17 protein-coding genes are annotated in these 21,860 nt (G+C 67.0%); all 17 read left to right on the top strand.

Annotated elements, in window-relative coordinates; all coding sequences use genetic code 11:
- Positions 1 to 22: 22 nt before the first annotated feature.
- Entirely contained in the window at positions 23 to 427 is a 405-nt protein-coding gene (locus H283_RS0103960) for a hypothetical protein (protein WP_020142224.1), read from the top strand.
- Positions 424 to 1,248, top strand: coding sequence for a hypothetical protein (locus tag H283_RS0103965; protein ID WP_156022949.1), 825 nt, complete (start codon positions 424 to 426; stop codon positions 1,246 to 1,248). Before H283_RS0103960 ends, H283_RS0103965 begins: the two co-directional genes overlap by 4 nt.
- 2 nt (positions 1,249 to 1,250) lie before the next feature.
- Positions 1,251 to 1,817: a hypothetical protein gene (locus tag H283_RS26470; RefSeq protein ID WP_020142226.1), complete on the top strand. Its 567-nt coding sequence runs from the start codon at positions 1,251 to 1,253 to the stop codon at positions 1,815 to 1,817.
- Positions 1,818 to 1,987: 170 nt separating this feature from the next.
- Positions 1,988 to 2,587, top strand: a complete 600-nt coding sequence (locus H283_RS0103975; protein WP_156022950.1) for a hypothetical protein — start codon at positions 1,988 to 1,990, stop codon at positions 2,585 to 2,587.
- Positions 2,588 to 2,632: 45 nt separating this feature from the next.
- Positions 2,633 to 4,138, top strand: coding sequence for a phage tail sheath C-terminal domain-containing protein (locus H283_RS0103980; RefSeq protein ID WP_020142228.1), 1,506 nt, complete (start codon positions 2,633 to 2,635; stop codon positions 4,136 to 4,138).
- 14 nt (positions 4,139 to 4,152) lie between these two features.
- Positions 4,153 to 4,710, top strand: coding sequence for a phage tail protein (locus H283_RS0103985; RefSeq protein WP_020142229.1), 558 nt, complete (start codon positions 4,153 to 4,155; stop codon positions 4,708 to 4,710).
- Between the two features lie 51 nt (positions 4,711 to 4,761).
- Positions 4,762 to 5,586 carry a hypothetical protein gene (locus tag H283_RS0103990; protein WP_020142230.1) on the top strand — a complete coding sequence of 275 codons (825 nt, stop codon included), beginning with the start codon at positions 4,762 to 4,764 and terminating at the stop codon, positions 5,584 to 5,586.
- Between the two features lie 160 nt (positions 5,587 to 5,746).
- Complete coding sequence (locus H283_RS26475) at positions 5,747 to 8,734, top strand: peptidoglycan DD-metalloendopeptidase family protein (RefSeq protein WP_051103520.1); 2,988 nt, start codon at positions 5,747 to 5,749, stop codon at positions 8,732 to 8,734.
- Entirely contained in the window at positions 8,734 to 9,633 is a 900-nt protein-coding gene (locus H283_RS0104000; protein WP_020142231.1) for a hypothetical protein, read from the top strand. Before H283_RS26475 ends, H283_RS0104000 begins: the two co-directional genes overlap by 1 nt.
- Positions 9,621 to 9,911, top strand: a complete 291-nt coding sequence (locus H283_RS23970) for a LysM peptidoglycan-binding domain-containing protein (RefSeq protein ID WP_196805901.1) — start codon at positions 9,621 to 9,623, stop codon at positions 9,909 to 9,911. Before H283_RS0104000 ends, H283_RS23970 begins: the two co-directional genes overlap by 13 nt.
- Complete coding sequence (locus tag H283_RS0104010; RefSeq protein ID WP_020142233.1) at positions 9,901 to 11,052, top strand: phage late control D family protein; 1,152 nt, start codon at positions 9,901 to 9,903, stop codon at positions 11,050 to 11,052. The genes H283_RS23970 and H283_RS0104010 overlap by 11 nt, the downstream gene beginning before the upstream one ends.
- 25 nt (positions 11,053 to 11,077) lie before the next feature.
- Positions 11,078 to 16,027 (top strand): phage baseplate assembly protein V, encoded by a 4,950-nt coding sequence (locus tag H283_RS0104015; RefSeq protein ID WP_020142234.1) that lies wholly within the window; start codon positions 11,078 to 11,080, stop codon positions 16,025 to 16,027.
- A gap of 48 nt (positions 16,028 to 16,075) precedes the next feature.
- Complete coding sequence (locus H283_RS0104020; RefSeq protein ID WP_020142235.1) at positions 16,076 to 16,495, top strand: GPW/gp25 family protein; 420 nt, start codon at positions 16,076 to 16,078, stop codon at positions 16,493 to 16,495.
- Positions 16,495 to 17,985 (top strand): baseplate J/gp47 family protein, encoded by a 1,491-nt coding sequence (locus tag H283_RS0104025; protein WP_020142236.1) that lies wholly within the window; start codon positions 16,495 to 16,497, stop codon positions 17,983 to 17,985. The genes H283_RS0104020 and H283_RS0104025 overlap by 1 nt, the downstream gene beginning before the upstream one ends.
- Entirely contained in the window at positions 17,985 to 18,641 is a 657-nt protein-coding gene (locus tag H283_RS0104030; protein WP_156022952.1) for a hypothetical protein, read from the top strand. Before H283_RS0104025 ends, H283_RS0104030 begins: the two co-directional genes overlap by 1 nt.
- 1 nt (position 18,642) lies before the next feature.
- Positions 18,643 to 20,598 carry a phage tail protein gene (locus H283_RS0104035; RefSeq protein WP_020142238.1) on the top strand — a complete coding sequence of 652 codons (1,956 nt, stop codon included), beginning with the start codon at positions 18,643 to 18,645 and terminating at the stop codon, positions 20,596 to 20,598.
- Entirely contained in the window at positions 20,595 to 21,857 is a 1,263-nt protein-coding gene (locus H283_RS0104040) for a hypothetical protein (RefSeq protein WP_020142239.1), read from the top strand. Before H283_RS0104035 ends, H283_RS0104040 begins: the two co-directional genes overlap by 4 nt.
- Positions 21,858 to 21,860: the final 3 nt, after the last annotated feature.

Genomic DNA, 21,860 nt, shown 5'->3' on the forward strand with positions numbered 1-21,860 from the left:
AGGCACCCTGAAGGAGTGACCTGTGGCTCTGTCCCCTGACAGCACCCTCGCCGAGGTGATCGACACGATCACCAAGCGCGGTGCTACCACCTACCTCGGACTGCTCGTCGCCGACATCGGCAACACCGACACCATGGCGACGATGCAGGAGTACGTCGGCGCTGGCTACGCGCGCGTCGCTGTCACGTGGACAGTCCCGACCGCTCCCAACGTGGGTGACCCCATCGTGTCGAGCAACGTCAACAGCGCGACGTTCACCTTCACGGCTGACGCCACCCAGACGGTGCTTCATGTCGTGCTGGTGACCGTCCTCGCGGGCACGACCGGCACCATCCGTCGTGTGTGGCCGGTGGCGACGCCGTTCACGCCCAAGGCTGGCGACACGTTCACGATCAACATCGGCGACCTCGTGCAGGGCGCTGCGTGAGCATCCTTACTGAGGCAGTGGCGAAGGTTCGTCGTGGACTGGGTGACTTCGGTCAGCCGTTCACGGCGACCTTCGTCGGCCTCGGCGCAGACAACGGACGCTGGGACCTCATCGAGACCCGCGTGACCTCTGCGACCGTGCTTCACCTTCGCGCGGGAGTGACGACTCCTCTCGTCGAGGGCACCGACTTCACCGTCGACTCCGTCGATGGCACCCTCAACGTCCTGCGGGCCGACCTCCGGCCGCTCCCCGAGAACGACACCCTCATCGTCTCGGGTCAGAGCGCTGGCATGTTCGTCGACTCCGAGATCGAGGAGTACGTGCACGAGGCCTTCGTGCGCCACAGCAACTCCCGCAGCGTGCGCGAGCGCGTGCGCGACCAGAGCGGCTTCGTCAAGTACGTCGAGCGCCAGATGGAGATCGAGGACCTGCCCGAGGCAGAGGTCCCGCTCGTCGCCATGCTGGCCACCATCGAGGCCATGTGGGACCTGTCCACCGACGCGTCCCTCGACGTCGATGTGCACACGCCCGACGGCACGTCCGTCCCGCGCTCCCAGCGCTACGCGCAGATGCGCAACCAGATCCTCGTGCTGGAGGAGAGGTACAACGACCTCTGCGCCCAGTTGAACGTCGGCCTCCACCGCGTCGAGACCCTGAACCTGCGTCGCACCTCGCGACAGACGGGTCGCCTTGTGCCCGTGTGGGAGTCGCGTGAGTACGACGACAACACGCCCGCTCGCCGGATCCTGCCGCCGGTCGACAACCGCAACGCGGACGAGAGCGACATCCCGTCCAGCATCAACGGCGGAGGGTTCTTCTAACCGTGCCCGCCAACGAGTGGGGCGCGCAGCCCTACATCCCGACGAACACCACCTCGGTGCCCAACCGGCTGGACTTCCGGCGCGGTCGCTTCAGCATCGACTTCGAGACGAACCAGATCAACGGCGCGCTGCGCGGCTGGCAGACGGTGAACGGCGACTTCGTCGACTACTACCGCTTCTCTCGCGAGGACTCGCAGATGGACGACGTCTACGACGAGGGCACCGGTGGCGGCAAGGTCTACGTCGGGCCCATCGACCTCCCGTGCCTGCACGTGCTCCACACGCAGGGCGGTCGCGAGCAGCAGGACGGCGGGCTCTACTACAACGACGGGCTCCACGTCACCCTCAGCGTCGACTCGCTCGACAAGGTGGGGCTCACCCGCACGGACGTCGAATCCCAGCGCTACCTGCTCGACCGGCTCGTCTACGACGGCAAGGTCTTCAAGGTCATCAAGGTCGACGTGCTCGGCCAGATCCAGCGCCGCGACCTCGTCTTCACCATCGACGCCGACCAAGTACGCCCGGACGAACTCGTCGGAGACAAGCAGTTCGAGCGCTTCTCGGCCTGATTCCGGGGTTATCTTCCGAACCCGCCTGATCCGTATCCTTGGGAACAGCAGTTATCACAACTTCCCATACCGGTCAAGCGAGGCGTCGTGTCTGATTTCCAGCATGTGCGCGCGAGTGTCGTAACCGACGCCGCGCGGTGCCGCCGTACCGGTATGGCGGGGAGCCTCTGATGTGGCTCCGGAACGAAGATGCTGCGCTGAAGCGGAAGTTCGCAAGCATCACCGTCGAGGACGCCAACAGTGGCACCTCCGGTCGTGCCGTGACCGCCCGCTTCCTCACGCCTGAGATGGAACTGGCGCAGTTGACCTACCCCTGCGTCCTCCTCTCCGCCCAGCAGATGGAGCGCGCCAGCGACCGCGAGCACCGTGGATCCGCCGCAGTGACCTACTACCCGGAGGGAAACCCTTCCGGGGACAGTGCTCGGTTGGACCCGGCGGTCGCGCCCAAGGTGGAGTTCCCGGTCCCCATGGACCTCATCTACCAGATCACGGTCATGTCGCGGCGCATCGAGCACCGCATGCAGATCGTGAACACGCTGGCGCAGCAGGACTTCCTGCCCGCGCGCTTCGGCTACCTGACGGTCGACGAGGACTCCTCGGTCCGCAGCCTGTTCCTCGACGGCGGGCCCGAGTTCTCTAGCGCCATGGACAACGACGGGAAGCGCGTCTTCATGGCCCACTACGTCGTCCGCATCCCCACCGAGATCCCGCCGGTCATCGCGCCGGAGAACGAGATCACCGAGGTCGTCCTCACGACCACGGGCCGGTAAGCACAACCGAACCCAACGCAACAAGCCCTTACCAAAGGAGACCCCATGCCTTTCCCCAAGAGGCCCGGAATCACGATCAACGAGTCGCTCACGCCGCTCCCCAAGATCGACGCAACCTCCGGCCGTCCCTCGGCTGTCTTCGTCGGCCTCAACGCCGCCGGTGGCCCGGTCGACCCCACCGTCGTCTCCTCGTGGGCGGAGTTCAACCTCCTCTACGGCGGCTTCGGCGTCGGCGGTGACCTGCTCCCGTTCTCGGTCTTCGAGTACTTCAACAACGGCGGCGGCGCGGCCTACATCATCCGCGCGACGAACGCGAACGCTGCTGTCGCGACGAAGACGTTCGCCGACACCGAGGGTGCCCCCACCCAGACCCTGACGGTCTCCGCGAAGGCCCCGGGCCTCTACGGCAACTCGATCACGGTCGACGTCACGGCGGGCTCGGCCGCGAACTCGGTCAGCGTCACGGTGACCAACACCAAGACCGGCATGACCGAGGTCTACAACGACGTCACCCTCGACCCGGTCGCCCCGCGCAACCTGCTCTCGATCATCAACGGCGCGTCCTCGCTCGTCACCGTCTCGGCCAACCTCCCGGCCGGTGCGTTCCTCCCGACGTACAACCCCGCGCTCGTCGCGGCTGTCAGCCTCGTCGGCGGCACCGACGGCACCGGCACCCCGGACCTCGTCGCGGCCACGCAGAAGATCGCCAACATCAGCGGCATCTTCGACATCAACCTCCCGGGGGTGAACGACGCGACGACGATCAACGCCCTCACCACGTGGGCCGCGACGCAGAACAACGTCTTCCTCGTCGTGGACGGCGTCAAGGGCAGCGCGACCGACACCGCCGCGCTCAACCAGACGGCCCAGTCGACGCTCGTGCAGGGCTTCACGCCCACGAGCACGGCTGCCGTCTACGGTCCGTGGCTGCAGGCCGTCGACCCCATCGGCGCTGTCGCGGGCTCCCCGCGCTTGCTGCCCCCGGGTGGCTTCGTCCTCGGCCAGTACGCCCGCACGGACGCCTCGCGGGGCGTGCAGAAGGTCGCCGCTGGCATCGACACGACGCTCAACGGCGTCATCGGTCCGCAGTTCCGCTACACCAGCGCTCAGCAGGACACGCTGGCCCCCATCGGCCTGAACATCATCAAGCCGATCCCGGGTGCGGGCACCTGCATCTTCGGCGCGCGGACGCTGTCCAACGGCATGCCGGACCGCTACGTCAACATCCGGCGCACGCTCATCGCCCTGAAGAACGGCCTGACGGAGATCACCCGCTTCGCCATCTTCGAGAACAACGACGACGACCTCCGCCAGCAGGTGCAGGACATCTGCGAGCAGTACCTGCGCACCCAGTGGGCGTCCGGGATGCTCGCGGGCGAGACGGAGGACAACGCGTTCTTCGTCGTGTGCGACGACACCAACAACACCCCCGCGACCATCGCGTCGGGTGCCGTGAACATCCAGATCGGTCTGGCCCTCCAGACCCCGGCGGAGTTCATCATCTTCAACATCGGCCAGACCGCCACTGGCACGACCACGCAGACGGTCTGAGAGGTAGACATCACATGGCAACCACCACGTCCATCGGACACATCGCCACCGACCCGCTGAGGAACTTCAAGTTCGACGTGAACATCGCGCACCCGGGCTTCCCGGCGGGCTTCCTGAAGATGGGCTTCATGAACGTCTCGGGCCTGTCCCAGACGACCGAGGTCATCCCCTACCGCGAGGGTGGCATGAACACCACCACGCAGAAGATGCCCGGGCAGACGGACTTCGCGCCGATCTCGCTCTCGCGCGGCGTCATCGTCGGGCCGCAGCCGGTCCTGCAGTGGGTGAAGCAGTTGTTCACCGTGCAGCAGGGCACCGGCACGCGCTCGGCGGGTCTCACGGACTTCCGCGCCACGCTGACGATCAACGTCAAGGACCACCCGGTCACGCGCGGCAAGGTGCCCGTCAAGGCCCAGTTCAAGGTCTACAACGCATGGCCGACGGCCGTCGCGTGGTCCGACCTCGACGCTGGCGCGAACGCGATCATGGTCAACCAGATCACGCTGGCCCACGAGGGCTTCGACCACGCTGTGGCGAAGGACTTGGGTGCCAATTCCGAGGCTCGCGTCTGACAAGATCGTCAAGTAGATCCCACCATCTGATTCACATGAGGAGCATTACCCGTGACTGACATCCTGACAGAGACCGCCGAAGCGAACGCTGCCGTCGAGAAGTTCCTCCACTCCGGCGACGCCCCCGCCGCCCCGGTGCTGGAGTCCCCGGAGCCCGGATTCTTCCGGCTTCCCGGTGGCTTCACCCGGGGTGGCGCGGGCGCGGACGTCGTCTACGAGGCCGAGGTGCGCGAACTCACCGGTGCGGACGAGGAGTACCTCGACCGCGTCAAGCGTGGCAAGCCCGAGAAGTTCATGGACGCGCTCATCGAGCGTGGTCTCGTGAGCATCGGCGACGCCCCGGCCTCGAAGGACAACATCGGCCTCCTCCTCACCGGCGACGGCGAGAAGGTGCTGCTGGAGATCCGTCGGGCCACCTACGGCGACACGCTGGAGTGGGACGAACTCACCTGTCCGCACTGCGGTGAGCGCTTCGCCCTCACCCTGTCCATCGACGACATCCCGATGACGACGCTGGCCAAGAGCGAGGACCGCAACTTCGACGTGACGCTGCGCCGTGGAGGTGTGGCCCACTGCCACCTGCCGCGCATGGCGGACCTCCCGACGCTCCCGGCTGACGCCACGGACGCAGAGGCCAGCACCGCAATGCTCGCCAACGTCATCGACACCATCGAGGAGCGCGGCAACGTCACCTTCGTCGCCGGTGCCGCCGACGCCGTCCGGTCCCTCGGGCTGGCCGACCGCAAGGCCATCCTCACCGAACTGTCCAAGCGCCGCATCGGCCCTGACCTTCAGGCCGTCTCCTTCACGCACGACGTCTGCCAGAAGGAGGTCCCCTTCCCGCTCACGGCAGGGGACCTGTTTCCGGGACTGTGACGGAGGCCTCGCCTACTCCGAATATGTAGCGATCATCACGCACAACCCGGCTTGGAAACTCGACGATGCACGCCGGTTGTCGGTCCGCGAAAGGCGCTTCTGGCGCAAGCGATTCCGCTACCAAACCGCCGCCATCATCGACGCGAAAGAACACCGGTAAATGAGTGACATCGAAGGCCTGATCCGACGGCCGACTGAGCCCAGCCCCAGCAGCATCACCCCGCTGCTCGGAACGAACCGGCTGCAGTCGGCCGTCGATCACATGTCCAAGAGCGTGGACAAGGTCTCGGGCTGGTTGGACAAGGCGTCCGACCGGCTCGCGAAGATGTCTGCCCCGACGGCCGGGATGGGCTCCGGCACGACGCTCAACGGCGGCAAGCAGAACGGTGGAGGCTCCTCCATCGGCGGCGTCCGCATGCTCGGTGCGGGGGCCTCCAACGGTGCGGCGTCGGGCACGCCGCACTCCTTCTTGGGGATGCCGTACCAGCAGAACATCCCCACCATGACGCAGCAGTACGGTGCGCCCACGCAGACCGGCGGCAAGAGCAACGGCGGTGCCGTCAACTGGCCCCGCTACGGTGCCGCGCTCGGTGGCGCGTGGGGTGCTGCCACGGTGCAGGCCGGGCTCGACCGCACCCAGTCCTTCGTCGCGAGCAACACCTCCGCGCAACTCATGACCCGCTCCGTCATCGGTGGGGACTGGCAGCGCCTGCGTACCGGCGTCGTGCACGACAACTGGACGGCGACCTCAGATCAGGACGCATTCGCCGGAGTGGCCAACCTGCGCGCCAGCGGCTTCACCTACGGCTCGCGGCAATGGAACAGCCAGATGTCGCAGGCCAAGAACTACTCGATGATGGACCCCACCGTCAGCGGTGCCGACGCCGGGGCGCGTATTGCTGCCCCCCAGCAGATCGCGACGACGAACTACCTCCTCGGCCGTGGCATCAACACGCGCGGGAAGACCGGCATGGCCGTCGCCGACCAGATGGTCGACAAGTTCATCAAGAGCAACAAGTCGTGGTCCCAGAAGGACTACGACTCGCTCTGGGGTGCGCAGGGCGGCGCGCGGCTCGCCACCAACCAGATCGCCAAGGTCGACCCCAACGCGGCGGCGCTCTTCCAAGACCGCCTGCAGGGCACGATGCAGGCCCAGATGCACGGCATGACCAAGGAGGCCTACCGCAGCGCCATCGACAGCGGCAACTGGGACGCCTTGAAGCAGTACGGGTTCTCCGAGACCGACCTGAACAAGACGAAGGAGAAGGCTGCCCGCCAGCGCAACATCGACGACAACATGGCTGGCGGCTTCTCGACCGGACTCAACAACGCCGTGGACGCCATCGGCGCGTTCCAAGAGGCACTGGAGAAGGTCACCGACGGCCCCCTCGGCGCGATGGCCGGATACGGGCACGGCTGGGCAGGCTCCTCGGGCCTGCTCGGCTCCGCCACCCACATCGGCGGCTCCATGGCGGGCGGCTACTTCGGCGGCAAGATGGCCTCCTCCCTCGCCAAGAACGGCGTCAAGGGCACCGCGATCAACGCTGCCTCCTCCGGCGCGGGTGCCGTGGCCAAGGGCGCGAGCGGCGTCGCCAGCGTGGCTGGCAAGGCCGGGAAGTTCATGAAGGGCGTGCCCCTGCTCGGGCTCGGTATCGACGCCGCCACGACGGCCTTCCAAGGCGACGAGCGCGACCGGCGCAAGCAGAACGCCATGAGCCACGGCTGGGGCGACGGCATGGCCACCTACATGTCGTGGCGCGACACCTTCGCCAGCAACCTCACCTTCGGCCTCTACGGCGGCGCACCGGACACGCAGGACCCCTCCAGCGGCGGCTCCGCAGGCGAGCGCTACGGCATGTTCGGCACCGGCGGCGAGAAGGGCGGGCAGGCCGTCAAGCCCGTCGGCAACGCTCCCATCACGGCACCCTTCGGCCGCTACAAGAAGAGCGGCAAGGCTCACTACGGCATCGACTTCGGCGTGCCCTCGGGCACCCCCGTGCGCGCCAACCGCTCCGGCAAGGTCGTCGTCGCAGGCTGGTCCAACACCGGCTTCGGCAACCACGTCCGGATCGACATCGGCGACGGCACCATCGAGATCTACGGCCACCTCTCGCAGTTGAACGTGCGGGTCGGCCAGACGATCAAGGCTGGCGACGTCATCGGCAAGTCCGGCTCCAGCGGCAACTCGACCGGCCCCCACCTCCACTTCGAGGTCCGCAAGGGTGGTGGTGGCACGGGCAACGCCGTCGACCCCTCCTCCTACCTGAAGGGCGCAGACAACCCCGCACCGGTGTCGGCCGACGCAGGCAGTGGCTCCTCTGTGGGCTCCGCAGGCAAGGGTGCCGACGGCCTCGGCTCGGCCCGGTCGATGACCGCCAGCCCGTGGGGCGTCGGCGAGGGCCAGATCGTCTCTGGGGCGCTCGGGTCGCTAGTCGGCTCCATGCGGTCCGGCTCCAGCGGAGAGGGCGACAGTGGCGCAGCAGACGCGCCCTCCAGCCCTGCCACGGCTGCCTCCGGCCAGTTCCGGGACGTCCTCGCCCGGGCGGGCTTCAAGGGCACCTCCCTCGGCATGGCCTACGCCATCATGATGGCCGAGTCCGGTGGCAACGCCCACGCGCACAACACCAACAAGGCCACCGGCGACAACTCCTACGGCCTCTTCCAGATCAACATGCTCGGTGGCATGGGCCCCGAGCGCCGGTCGAAGTTCCACCTCGCGAACAACGACGCGCTCTTCGACCCGCTGACGAACGCCAAGGTCGCCTACGACATGTCCAAGGGCGGCAGCGACTGGCACGACTGGAGCACCTACAAGCGCGGCGACTACAAGAAGTACCTTGGGGGACAGCAGAAGTCGTACGACGTGGGCTCCACGAACATCGACGTCGATCAGGTCGCTCGGGTCCACAAGGGCGAGATGATCCTCGACCCCGTCACCGCCGACGAGATGCGCAAGGCGCTCTCCTCCAACCGCCCCACCGACCTCTTCGGCTCGAAGGGCGGCAAGGGCGGAGGCATCCGGATCGACAACCTCACGATCCAGACGGCCCACCAGTTCACCGACAGCGCGGCAACCGACCTCGCGAAGCAGTTCCTGAGCATCGTCAACAACCACGACGAGGTCAGCACCATCATGGGAGGCAACTGATGTCCGTATTCCTCAACGGAGGCGGCAACCAGAAGCCCGGCGTCGGCAGCGGCGGCGGGGGCTGGACGTACGTCACCTCGAAGACGTCGTCGGGCGCGAAGAGCACGGCCACCACGGGGTTCATCAGCAACCCTCCGTTCGACTCCCGCACGGGATCGCGCGGGGCCGTCGACTCCACCGGCAAGTTCATCCAGTCGAGCCGTGAGAAGTTGAAGCGCGGCTACATCATCACGGACAAGCCGAGCAGCCTCGGGAAGCGCTACCTGCTCAACTTCCAGTACAACCCCACGTCCTTCTCGCACTCCGCGAGCCTGCAGACTGACATGTCCGCCCTCGGTGTCGACACCAACGGCAAGGACGTCGACTGGGCCTCGTTCATGGCCAGCACCGGCCAGTCGGTGGACTTCTCCCTGCTCTTCGACCGCACCTACGAGACGTGGATCTACAACAAGGACAAGCCCGCTTCCGCGCAGGGTGTGCTCGCCGACATCAAGACGCTCTACGCCATGCTCGGGCTGTACTACACCTCCGACGCATCGGGCGGCGGGGGCGCGACGGGCGACCCGCTCTCCATCGCCACGCTGTCCCCGACCGGCGTCCTTCAGGCGACCCCCGTGTGGGTCTCGTTCGGTCCCCTCATGCAGTTCTACGGGATGATCGGGGGGGTCAACGTCACCTTCACCCACTTCACGCAGAAGATGACCCCGGTCCGCGCTGCCGTCAACCTGAGCCTGACCGTGCTCCCGCGCTCGGAGGACTCGCCCACCCAGAAGGCGACCAAGACGATCAACAACGTGTTCAACGCGGCCAGCGCCTTCGACACCGCCGACTACGCGCGGCAGCGGCACAACGACCAGATGCTGCAGCGCTCCAGCATGAAGACTGCGTGGATCGCCTGATGATCGGACCTCTCTCCCGGTACGCCGACTCCACTGTGTCGCTGACGGATTCGCCCGAGCGCGGATCGGTCCTCACGGTCATGCCTCGTCGCCCCAGCACTCGCGTCTTCAACTACACCTCGATCTACTTGGAGGACGGTGACCGCCTCGACCTCATCGCCGAGCGCCTCTACGGCGATGGCGCACTGTGGTGGAAGATCGCCGACGCCAACCCCGAGATCCTCGACTGGTCCGACGTGCCCGCAGGCACCCTGCTGAGGCTCCCCAGTGACTACTGAGCGCTCCGTATCCGTCTACTTCAACGGTGTCCGGTCGACCTCCCCGGTCGTCCGCTACGAGACGCACGCCGCGTTCGGGAAGCACTCGGTCAACGTCCTCGACCTTCGCACCGGCTCGGCGCGGATCGCCTTCCCCGAGTGGACCCCCGTCGTCGTCGACCTGCGCGTGGGAGCCACCATGGACCGCTGGTACGGCTACGTGCACCACTACGGCGAGGTCGACGACACCCGCGCCTCCGACGTGTCGAACCAGAACACCCGGTACACCCTCATCGGCACCAGCCTGCCACTGAACGAACAGCGCACGCGCTCGTGGAAGAACATGACCCGCTCCGGTGTCGTGCGCGAGGTCGCCCGGGCCCACAAGTTCCGCACCATGGTGCAGCGCGACGGCGAGATCCTGCCCTTCATCGCGCAGGCAGGCAACAGCGACATGGCCCTCCTACAGCAGATGGCGGACGAGTCTGGCTACCGCCTCTGGGTGGATGGCTCCACGCTGCGCTTCATCGACCCCGACACCCTGCTCACCGGCGTACGCACCCTCGACATCCGCTCGTTCAACAAGGGCGGCGGACCCGGCACTCCCGACGGGATCATCTCGTGGAGCACCAAGGCGGGCAGCATGGTCCCGCGCGCCACGGGCAGCGCTGGGGCACAGAGCGTTTACGGGCTCGACCGGCGAACCGGCACGGTTGTCGGTGCAGCCGTCGACCAGACCCCCTCGGGACTGCCGAGCCTCACCAAGATCGACACCAACAGCGTCGTGACAGGCACCGGTCAGGCCGTCTCGCGCGCGTCCGCCAACAGCAAGAAGGCCCGCGCGTGGGTCACGGCCAAGGCCATCGTCGTCTGCAGCCCCGGGGTCAAGCCGGGAGACGTCATCGAGGTCGCGGGCGACCGCATCAAGCCCTACGAGCGCGGCCTGTGGCTCGTCACCGGCGTCAGCCACCGCGTCCTCAACGACGGCTCGGCCGCTGGCTTCGAGTACCTCACGACGCTCGATCTGGAGCGCGACGGCATCTACTCCCCGTCCTTCAACGCGGCCTTCAGGACAATTAACACGCGTGATCTGGTTGCGGCGAGAATCAGAGATGGCTATCGCTGGGAAGCCGAAGTGATGGAGGACGTTCGAGTTGGCTAAGTTCGATTCCACGTACCGGGGCCTCGTGGTCCGCACCAACGACCCGCAGGCATCCGCCCGCATCGTTCTGCGGATCCCGCAGGTCCTCGGTACCGCCGAGAGCGCATGGGCTCGCCCCTCCGCGTTCGCCTCCGGCGTGCCCAACGTCGGTGACACCGTCTACGTCACCTTCGAGGGCGGGGACCTCGCGCAGCCCGTCTACACCCCACAGACGACCATCGACTCCACCACGACGCCGATCCCGAAGCCGCCGACGGCACTCGACCTGACCCCGGCCACCGTCGTCACGGCCGAGGGAGTCACGCTCGTCAACCTCTCGGCCGTCTGGGTAGCCCCGACGGAGAACCAAGACGGGTCCGTCCCCGTGCACCTCGCGGGCTACGTCGTCTACCTCTCGACCGACGGCGTCACCTACGACTCCGGCGACTACGTCGACAGCGCCTCGTGGATCCGCCGGGCCCTCCTGCCCGGGCGCACGTACTTCGTGCGTGTGGCAGCGGTCAACGAGATGCTCCAGCGCTCCGCCACCACCTCGGCCGCGCAGGTCACCGTCGCGGCTGCCACGCCGCCCAGCGACTCCGTCCTCGGCCAGCAGAGCACCACGCTCACCAACATCCAGACCACCCTCACGACGCAGGCCGGGCAACTCGACGGCAAGGCAGCGGTCTACGTGCAGGACACCCAGCCGCACGACTCCAACGACCCCAAGGACAAGGGCGACGTCTGGATCGACACGGCCAACAACCGCGTCATCAAGACCTACAACGGCAGCGACTGGATCCTGTCCGACGACACCCGCCTCGCGCAGGCCGTCACCGACATCACCTCGAAGATCACGACCTTCTACGCGGTGGCGGCATCCGCACCCACCGCGACCGCCATCGGCGACCTGTGGATCATCACCGACCAGAACAACAAGATCAAGCGGGCCAGCGCGGTCGGCGCAGCCAACTGGGTCGACGTGACGCCGAAGTACAACACCGCCGACCTCATCGACTGGCAGAGCATCAACACCGGCATTCAGGGCAAGATCGACGGCAAGGCCGAGACGTACGTCCAGAGCGGCGACCCCTCCGCCGGTGCGACCCCGGCGTGGGGCACCGAGCACGCGGGCGACATCTGGATCAACAACGGCGTCACGCCACGCGTCATCAAGACGTGGGTCGACGGCACCACGAAGTGGATCGAAGCGGATTCCCGTGTGGCACAGGCCGTTACGGACATCACCAAGAAGACCACGACGTACTACACGACGACCGGCACGCCCACCGTTCCCACCGGTGGCTTCACCGAGGGCGACCTCTGGGTCGACAACGGCGTCGTCCCGCAGCAGATCAAGCGCTGGACCTCCGGTGCATGGGCCGTCCTCGACGTCGTGTCCTCGACTTACCTGCAGTCGCGCGCGACGAACATCATCACCAATGGCTCCGGCCTGCTCGGCAACAACACGAACTTCAGCACGGGGTTCACCTTCGACAAGACCGACGCGCCTACAGGTGCCATAGGTGCCTTCAAGACTGCCCTCGGGAGTAACGCGTCGCTCAACACCGACGAGTTCATCACGGTCGACCCGACGAAGCGCTGGCAGATGTCCCTTCAGGCCAAGCAGAAGGGTTCCTCGACCACTGCTACCTGCTACGGCGCGGCGTTGCCCTACGACTCGGTCAAGGGAATCATCGGCCCCAACAACTACATGTTCATCGCAGGCACGACCACGACGCTTGCAGCCCCGCTCAACCCGGGTGACACGACGATCACCCTGACGTCGTCGGCGAACTGGTACGGCACCTCGGGCAAGCCTGCAGGCACGAACACCTACAACCGAGCCATCATCTTCTGGGACTACACCGACACCCTCGGCAAGGCGTGGGGCACGGAGACCTTCAGTCGTAACGTCACGGCCTTCGACATGTGGGCCGATGGTGGCATCACCGGCAACGTCATCACTCTGCGGACCCCGTGGGCGGGCACTACCAAGCCCTCCGGAACCAGCCTGTCCAACGCGACGTCCGGCGGTTCGTACATCTACATGACCGGTTTCGCGAACACCGTTGTCCCGCAGACGTGGACGACGTTCTCCTCGACGATCACGGGTGTCGTCTCCGGCGGCGCGGGGGCGTCCTTCGCCGCCGGATGGCCTCCGGGAACCGCCTACGCGAAGTTGGGCTTCTTGCCCAACCGCGTCTTGGCCACGGGCTCAGCGGACCCCAACTCCCAGATGTCCTTCGGGCTCATCTCCTTCTCCGATGCTGCTGCCGCATCGGCCGACGCGGCTGCGGCCGACCAGAAGGCCGTGCTGGCCCAGCAGTCGGCCAACGGCAAGAGCACCAGCAAGTACTCGCCGAACGCCCCGGCTGCCACGGACGCCAACGTCCTCGGCGACATCTGGTTCCAGCAGGACAGCAACGGCAACGTAATCGGTCAGTGGCTCGGCGGTGGCGGGACGGGCCCGAGTTCCTACCTGTGGAACCAGACGCAGATCTCCAGCGATGTGATCGCCAACCTCGACGTCGGCAAGTTGGTGGCTGGCAAGATGAACGCGAACATCGTCGTCTCCGGCGAGTTCGCAACGGACGACCCCGGCAAGCAGCGCACGGTGATGGGCAGCGACGGCATCCAGCAGATCGCTGCCAACGGCGCGATCCTCACCGACCTTCCCAACGACCCGAACAAGATGGCCCGCTTCAGCGGCATCATCAACGCCTTCGGCGTGACGGTCAACGACGGCCTCGAACTCCGAGGCACCGGCAACACCTTCGCCATGGCCTCCGTCACGTCGCTGGCCTCCGTCACCGGAGCCTCCGCAACTGCTGCAGGCTTCACCGTCGACTGGGAGCGCTACGACGCTGGGCTCTCCGGTCCGCAGGGGATCTACGCCACTGCGGGGTTCCATCAGGAGGTCGACGCGGCGGGGGCATTCGCGGCCTTCGGCTTCTACGGCTACGGCAAGGTCATCACGCCTACGGGCTCCTACGTCTTCCCCGAGATCACCACCGCGTCCGGCGGCAAGGCAGGCACGTGGTGCCCCTCGTCCATGGCGATGGTGTACACCAGCGGTGGTCAGCGGATGGTCATGACCGGTGTCGGAACCGCCGCCGGGGGCTCCGGGGTCAACTACCTGCGCTCCTACGACGTCTCGACCCTCACAAGTGGTGGCACCGTGGCTCCGGTCCAGAAGGCGAACCTCGCCTACGGGACGAACGACTACGGTCGGCAGTACCAGATCGGCCGGTGCTTCTCTCCGACAGGGACCAGCACGCTACAGTCGCAGATCGCCATGGCGGATCGAAACGCCGTGGCCAACACGCTCACCCTGCGGCGGTTCGACGTCAGCGAGACGACGTTCACGCAGCAGGGCTCGGACATCTCGGTGACCAACCCGCTCATCAAGGACGAGACACTCTCCGGGGTCGTCTACGGCTCGTCGGCGAAGATGTCCTTCCCGGGCACCGACCAGAACATCTGGGTCGTGCTGGGCACGAAGAGCGCCTACGCCTTCACCGCTGCAGGTGCGCGGCTGCCTGCGTTCGACTTCCCCATGGGGCCGAACTGCGGGGTGTCCTGTGCGGCAGGGAGCACGGCTTCCGGGGCCAACGCCTTCCTCGGCTTCCGGGGGTACCAGTGGGGCTCCGACGGCGACGGGCTCGTCACGAAGTTCACCAACATCCACTGGGCCAGCACCGACTCTCCGGTGTGGTGGGCGGGCTACTCGTGGTTCGACTCGGACCCGACCGGCACAGGCACCCACGAGACGCCTGTCTCGGTGCTCGCGTCCGTGACGATGAAGCAGCGTGCTCGGCTGACCGTGACGACGCCCCCACTGCCTGACCCGGCGACCGGACAGGGCACCGCGCGGGGAGTCGACGATGTCAACTCGTTCCGCATCTACATGCAGCGCGGGTCGGTCAAGCCCACCAACGCCACGCTGTGGAAGCAGGCCACGCAGCCCGCCGACCTCGCCACCTCGGTGACGCTCACAGCCATGCCGCAGTGGTCGGGCACCACCAACCCCCTGACGGCGTCGACCTTCCCTTCGTCGGCACCGGCGGTCATCCAGTCCACAGACCTCGGCAGCGACAGCAAGTCGAAGTTGATCGTGCGTGGCGACGGCTACCTTCACGGTGAGTCTCTCGACATCAATGGCACGGGTGCTACGGCTCTGTCGGGCAAGGCAGTCGACCAGTTGTACTACGTCGCTCGCGCGCAAGGCATGCTGTCCGGTGGTGGCAAGATCACCGTCAGTACCAGCGGCGAAGTCCGCTGGAGTTCCCGCCTGATCACCATCGGCCTAGGCCGAGGCCCGAACATCGCCACGGCCGGGTTCTTCGAGATCACCTGCCCCGCCACCGGCGTCGTCATCCCCGGCGTTGGCGGCGCGGCCAACAAGACGGTCACGGCCAACGGCATCCCGCTCAACAGTTGGGAGAGCATCTACTACGTGCTCCCGTTCGGGAGTGCGAACACCAGCGTGGATGCCAACCTCCGCGTGGTCAACTACACGACCACCTTCACGGTGCCCAACGACTGGGTGCTCGTCGCCACGCGCGTCGCCGACTCCGGCACCATCGCGTTCAACAACGGGCGCATCGTCTCGCTCGGGTGCACGACGTGGGAGGACACCGGCTGGGTCGACTGCGCCGCCGCTCTGACCGAACAGCCCGGGTTCACGACGACGCTCGCGCGGTACCGCATCAAGGACGGGCTCGCCGAGATGTCGTGGGCGGGTTCGAACACCACCGCAGGGCGCGTCATCACCACCAGCGCCACCGGTGACGGTGCCAACATCGACGTCACCACCGGTTGGCCCACTGACATCCGCCCCTCCGGCTGGTCCCGGGGTCTCACGCCGTCCATCTCGGGTCCGCCCCTCGGGTACGCGATGACCGGAGCCGGAGTCCTGACGATCACGGGTGGGTTCCAGAACCAGACGCTCAGCGCCCTAAACCTGTCGGTCACCGGTTCGTGGTTCCTGTAGCACGTCAACCATCACAACTCAACCGGTTCCCCTGAGATAATCGGAGGCATGCCCATCGAGATGTCTCACCCCTTCCGGATCTCCGCCAACGGCGGCGTCTCGACGACCCCGAACCCCGACGCGCAGATCGCGCAGAGGGTGAAGGCCCTGCTCTCCACCCAGCCCGGTGAACGCCGCGTCAACTACGCCTTCGGCGTGCCGACCACCTCGATGCTCTTCGAGAACAAGACGGCTCTGACCGGCGGCATCCTCGCCGGGCAGGTGCGCGACACCCTCGCCGTCTTCGAGCCCGGAGTCGCCGTCGAGAACATCGACGTGACCCCTTCGGCCGACGACGCCGGGGGTGTCGACGTCGCCTTGGCGTACTCGCGCCGTGAGGCCGCGACCACCGACGCCGGGCTGTCCCGGAACACCAACACTGCCGTCATCAGCATCGGCGGCACCGTCAGCGAGATTGTGAGGGGCTGATGAGTTCAGTCCAAGCGACCATCGACTACACCTCGAAGGACTACGACGGCCTGAAGGCCTCGATGCTCGACTTCGCGGCGCAGGTCATCCCCGAGTGGCGTTCGCGCAGCGAGGGTGACTTCGGTGTCGCCCTCGTCGAACTGCTCGCCTACGAGGGCGACATCCTGTCGTACTACGGGGACCGGATTCAGGACGAGGCCTTCCTCAGCACCGCCACCCGGCGCGAGAGCCTGCTACAACTCGCCGCGATGCTCGGCTACCAGCCCAGCAACGGCGTGAGCGCCACAGGCACCGTCACGCTGCAGTCCGCCAACCCCGGGCCCGCAGTCGTCGTCCCGGCTGGCACCGACGTGGTCACCGACTTCATCGCCGACATCGACGGTCGACTGGTCTTCGAGACCGACACGGCTGTCACGGTCCCGGCCAACGGCGGCACGGTGCAGGTCACGGTGACTGAGGGCGGGACGCGCTCCATGGTCTCTCTCGGAGCCTCCAACGGCCTGCCGAGCCAGTCCTTCCGCCTCCCCGAGACGGGCGTCCTGACGGGCTCTGTGCGCGTCTTCGTCGACCGCGCAGTGACGGCAACCGGCACCAACGTCGAGGAGTGGACGCAGGTCGACTTCCTCGTCGACTCCGACTCCACCAGCCGCACCTTCTCGGTCTCGGTGGACGCGGACGGGGCCTCCTCGATCCTCTTCGGCGACGGGACGGACGGCATGGTGCCCAACACCGGCCTCAACGTCTACGCCACCTACAAGACGACCAGCGGCAGCGCTGGCAACCTCAGCGCCGGGAACCTCATCTCCGTCGACAGCCCCAGCCTCGCGGGCGTCTACGTCGCGCAGGACACCAACGGGGCGTACCTCTCCACCGCCACCGCCGGTGGCGCTGACCCCGAGACGAACGACCAGATCCGCGCCAACGCCCCGCGCGCCTTCCGGTCCCAGCGCCGACTGGTCACCCTGAAGGACTTCGCCGACGCAGCCATCGCTGTGCCCGGCGTGCTGCGCGCCAACGCCTCCGCCGGGGCGTTCTCCTCGGTCTCCGTGTGGATCGTCGGCGCGAGCGGGGGACAGCCCACCACGGACCTGATCAACCGCGTGCAGGCCAACCTCAACAGCAAGGTCCTCGCGGGCGTCACCCCGACCGTGGGCACCCCCACCTTCGTCAAGGTCAACGTCGGCGCAGCCGGGGCCAACGCCTTGGTCGTCAAGGTCTACGACAACGTCAAGCAGGGCGTCGTCAAGGCCAACGTCGAGACGGCCATCCGCAGCCTGCTCGCCCTCGCCAACGTCGACTTTGCACAGCGGCTCACGGTCTCCGACTTCTACTCGGCGATCATGTCCGTCCCCGGCGTCCAGTACGTCGTCATCCCCATGATCGCGCGCAGCGACTCCGCCCAGACGGGAACGGCCGACATCGTCTGCCGCGACTGGGAGATCCCCACCCTCGGCAACCTCGTCGTCACCGCAACCGGAGGCATCCTCTGATGGCCACTTACCCCCTCGCCGTGAAGACCTTCACGCAGAAGCGCAACCTGCTCGACGACGTCGATGCCGGGCACATCAACGACATCCAGTCCGAGATCGTGGCCCTCCAGAACGCGCTCGGCACGAGCCCGGGCAAGGACAAGGTCACCGGGGCCACCTACGCCACGGTCGACGCGCGCATCAGCGCTGTCCGGGGAGGGACGCACACCGACGCGTTCTACCTCGCCCAGACCCTCGACACGAACACCTTCACGGCCTCCAACACCACCGCGTACAACGTCCCGCTCGGCAACAAGTGGTTCGACTACGCCGGTGGCTCGAACGGCACCGGCTACACGATCAAGGAGAGCGGGCTCTACCAGATCAACGCAGGCCTCTCCTTCGGCAGCGTCGCGATCCGTGGCAGCCGCCACATGTACGTGCGCCGCTACCCGGGCGGTGGCTCGTCCTACTCGACCTTCGTCACCGACTCCTTCACCATTCAGGTCAAGGACGGCCGGTGGACCAACGGTCGGCGCAACGCCTCGATCCTGTACCCGCTCAACAAGGGCGACAAGATCGCCCTCTGGTGCCAGTTGGAGAACGACACCCCCGACACCGGCAAGTTCCCCGTCCGCTGGGGTCGTCTCAACGGCTACAAGGTGAGGGACCTCTGACGTGGCGACCTACGGGATCTCCCTCTACGGGCGGTCGAAGTACGGGCCCACCACGAGCATCTGGGTCGACTACCTCGTCGAGCCCTTCATCGCCGAGGCCACGGACTACAGCACCATCAGCCTCTCGTGGCGCAGCCCGAAGGGCGACTGGACCGCGTTCCGGCTGGTGAAGAACTTCAAGGGCTTCCCCTCCTCGGAGAAGGACGGCACGATCCTCTTCGAGAGCACCTCGGCCCGCTCGTCGTTCCTCGACACCAACGTCACGCCCGGCGCGTGGCACTACTACTCCATCTGGGTCAAGTCCGGTGCCGGTGTGTGGCAGCCGTCGGCGCAGGCCTGCGCCCTCATGCTGGAGGACCACGGCTACGCCCAGCGGCTCTTCGACTCCCTGCCGAAGTACCACCAACTCACGCAGGGCCTCACCGACAACGCGGAGGAGGCCGAGAACGACGACCTCCGCCGCTTCCTCACCGTGCTCGGCATGGGCTTGGACTACGCCAAGACCTACTACAAGAGCCTGCTCTTCGTGAACGACCCGCTGCGCAACCGCGTGTCCCAGTTGGCCTCTCTCGCAGACCAGTTCGGCATCTCCTTCTCTCCGGCTTCGCCGTCGGGGCTCTTCCGCAAGCGGGTGCTCAACGCGGGCACGCTCGCGCGCGAGAAGGGCACCTACGAGGGCATCCGCAACATCCTCACCCTCGCCACCGGGTGGGACGTTGACGTGTACACCGGCTCCAACCTGATGCTCCACGAGGACGCCGCCTCCTTCATCCACCCCACCTACGCCACGTGGGATCCGGCCGTGAACTACCCTGCGGGAGAGCGGGTTTCGTTCAACGGCTTCCTGTACGCGGCCAAGACGGGAGGGGCCTACGGGGACCCGCAGAAGCCCTCCGGCACCACCGCGACCAACACGTGGTGGACCAACGTCTCGAACCTCGCGGACACCACCCTGAAGGCAGCCGACGGCTCGGTCGCCGGGTGGTCGCCCGTCTCCTTCACCGCTGGTGTCAACCCGCCCACCGATCAGGTGGCGCTCGGCGTCGGGGTGCAGTCTCCGACCGACCCGACGGTCAACTACGCCAACACCCTGCTCATCCGCAACACCGCAGCCACGACGGCTGACCTCGGCGCGCGCTCGGCCGGAGGGGACCTCAGCGACCCCGCCACGGCCATCCAGCGCGGTGTGCCGCTGCCGCGTCCGCTGCCGTGGGACGCGACCGTCGAGTACGGCATCGGCGACTACGTCACCTACAGCAGCCGCGCCTACGTCGCGGCCAGCGAGAGCCAGAACGTCACGCCCGGCACGAACACCCGAGACTGGGTCATGGTGTCGGACCCCGACGGTCGCACGCAGGTCACGGTGAGCCTGCACGCCAAGGGGATCGACGCTGCCTCGCAGGGCCGCACGGTCTACCCGGTGCTCGACGTCTTCGACGACCACGGGGCTCTCATCACGACTGTCGACGGGTCGAAGGACACCACGGCGCTGAAGTACGACTCCTTCCGCAGCAACGCGCCCGGGGTCACCACCACCCTCAGCGGTGCGGCACCCGAGTACGGCACCGGCACGTGGAGCGTGTCCGGCCAGTGCTTCGAGACCGGCGGCGTCGGGGCGGTGCTCCCCAAGGGCTCGCTCGTGGTCCTCATCGGCACGGCTGACGGTGTGGTCTCGACGACCTTCGAGAAGCAGTCCCCCGGGCTCACGCAGGGCCTCATCCTGCGCTACGCGTCGATCAACGCCTACCTGCTCGCCACGCGAGTGGGGCTCTTCAGCGTCTCGACTGGCACCCCCACCCTCATCGCCAACTACAGCACGCCGTTCGCTGACGGGGAGCGCATCTACGTCACCCTGTCGGGCGCGAACATCACGGTGAAGAAGGGAACGACGACGGTCCTGACGACGTCCTCGACCTTCAACCAGACGTCCACCTACCACGGGATCTCGGTGTCATGACCTCCTACGGCTTCGACAAGAACTTCGCTCCCAACACCACCGCCCTCGGTGTCGAGGACAAGGTCACCGGCTGGATAGCCCGGACGATCCGCTACGCCCCGGATGGCTCCATCGACCCGACCGTCATCCTCACCGGTGGCGTCGTCGGGCACGCCAGCGACAAGTACGCCCTCAACACTCCGGCGCTCAGCACCACGGTGCTCCCGGGTGGGGTCAAGGGCTCGGTCGACGCCGGGGCCGTCTTCACCGACTTCGCCCACTACAGCCTCGCGAGCACGCTGGATCCCAACGCCGTCCTCGTGAAGGCGAAGACCTCCGGCGCTGCGTACGACGGCGCTGCCACCGGTGGCTTCCGACGCGTCAGCATGAGCCTGACGGTCCCGAACGACTCCAACTCCCAGCGGCGGGCGGCGTACGTCGCACCGGGTGTCCGCATCGCAGGCATGGCCCAGAACAACGGCGTCAACATCGACTCCGTGCAGGTCGAGGTCGCGCAGGCTGGAGCCACGACACCGACGACCTACGCCCCCGCGCGCTCCCTGCAGGTCGGGGTGCGTCCGAACCGGCTGAACTGGGGCTGGACGAAGGGCTCCACGGGGTGGTCACTCGTGGCCCCCAGTGGCGGCGCATGGTCCGGCGCTGCCCCGACCGTCATCTCCTCAGGCGCTCCTGACGACAACGGCGCGTTCCTGCGCGGCACCATCAGCACGGCCAGCACATTGGCGAGCGGAGGCTTCGGCTTCGGCTCCTCGGGGACGGACCTGCTCCCCGTGCTCGCGGGCGTGCCGTGGTCCGTCCGTGCCCTCGTCCGCTCCTCCGCCGCTATCGGGGTCAACGCGCTCGTGCGCTGGTACAACCAGTCGGGCGCGCAGATCGGTGGCAACACGGCGAGCGTCACCAAGACGCTGGTGGCGAACACGTGGACCGAGTTCCGGTTCGACGGGCTCGTCCCGCCGAGCGGGGCCACCCGCGCGTTCGTGACGTACTACTCCGTCACGGGCCCGAACTGGGCCATCGGCGACACCATGGACCTCGCCGGGATGCTCATCGAGCAGGCAGTCAAGGCAGGCACCTACTTCGACGGCCTGAGCGGAGCCGACTACCTCTTCGAGCAGGGCGGCGCTGCCCCGGGCGCGCGGTCCTACTACTACGAGGACTACGCCGTTCGGTCTTACCTTCTGAAGCAGGTACTGGCGGAGAATTGCCCTCTGGGAGTCATTCCCGCTGTGCCGCAGTTCGCGGTTCAGCCGCGTTTCTGAAAG

Origin of the sequence: Terracoccus sp. 273MFTsu3.1 (assembly GCF_000383675.1) — a bacterium.
Classification (GTDB): Bacteria; Actinomycetota; Actinomycetes; order Actinomycetales; family Dermatophilaceae; genus Terrabacter.

Coding starts and splice junctions, on each gene's coding strand:
- H283_RS0104020 (WP_020142235.1), top strand. CDS start 16,076: ATGCCCATCGAGATGTCTCACCCCTTCCGGATCTCCGCCAACGGCGGC.
- H283_RS0104030 (WP_156022952.1), top strand. CDS start 17,985: ATGGCCACTTACCCCCTCGCCGTGAAGACCTTCACGCAGAAGCGCAAC.
- H283_RS0103975 (WP_156022950.1), top strand. CDS start 1,988: ATGTGGCTCCGGAACGAAGATGCTGCGCTGAAGCGGAAGTTCGCAAGC.
- H283_RS0103985 (WP_020142229.1), top strand. CDS start 4,153: ATGGCAACCACCACGTCCATCGGACACATCGCCACCGACCCGCTGAGG.
- H283_RS0104040 (WP_020142239.1), top strand. CDS start 20,595: ATGACCTCCTACGGCTTCGACAAGAACTTCGCTCCCAACACCACCGCC.
- H283_RS0104025 (WP_020142236.1), top strand. CDS start 16,495: ATGAGTTCAGTCCAAGCGACCATCGACTACACCTCGAAGGACTACGAC.
- H283_RS0103980 (WP_020142228.1), top strand. CDS start 2,633: ATGCCTTTCCCCAAGAGGCCCGGAATCACGATCAACGAGTCGCTCACG.
- H283_RS0104000 (WP_020142231.1), top strand. CDS start 8,734: ATGTCCGTATTCCTCAACGGAGGCGGCAACCAGAAGCCCGGCGTCGGC.
- H283_RS26475 (WP_051103520.1), top strand. CDS start 5,747: ATGAGTGACATCGAAGGCCTGATCCGACGGCCGACTGAGCCCAGCCCC.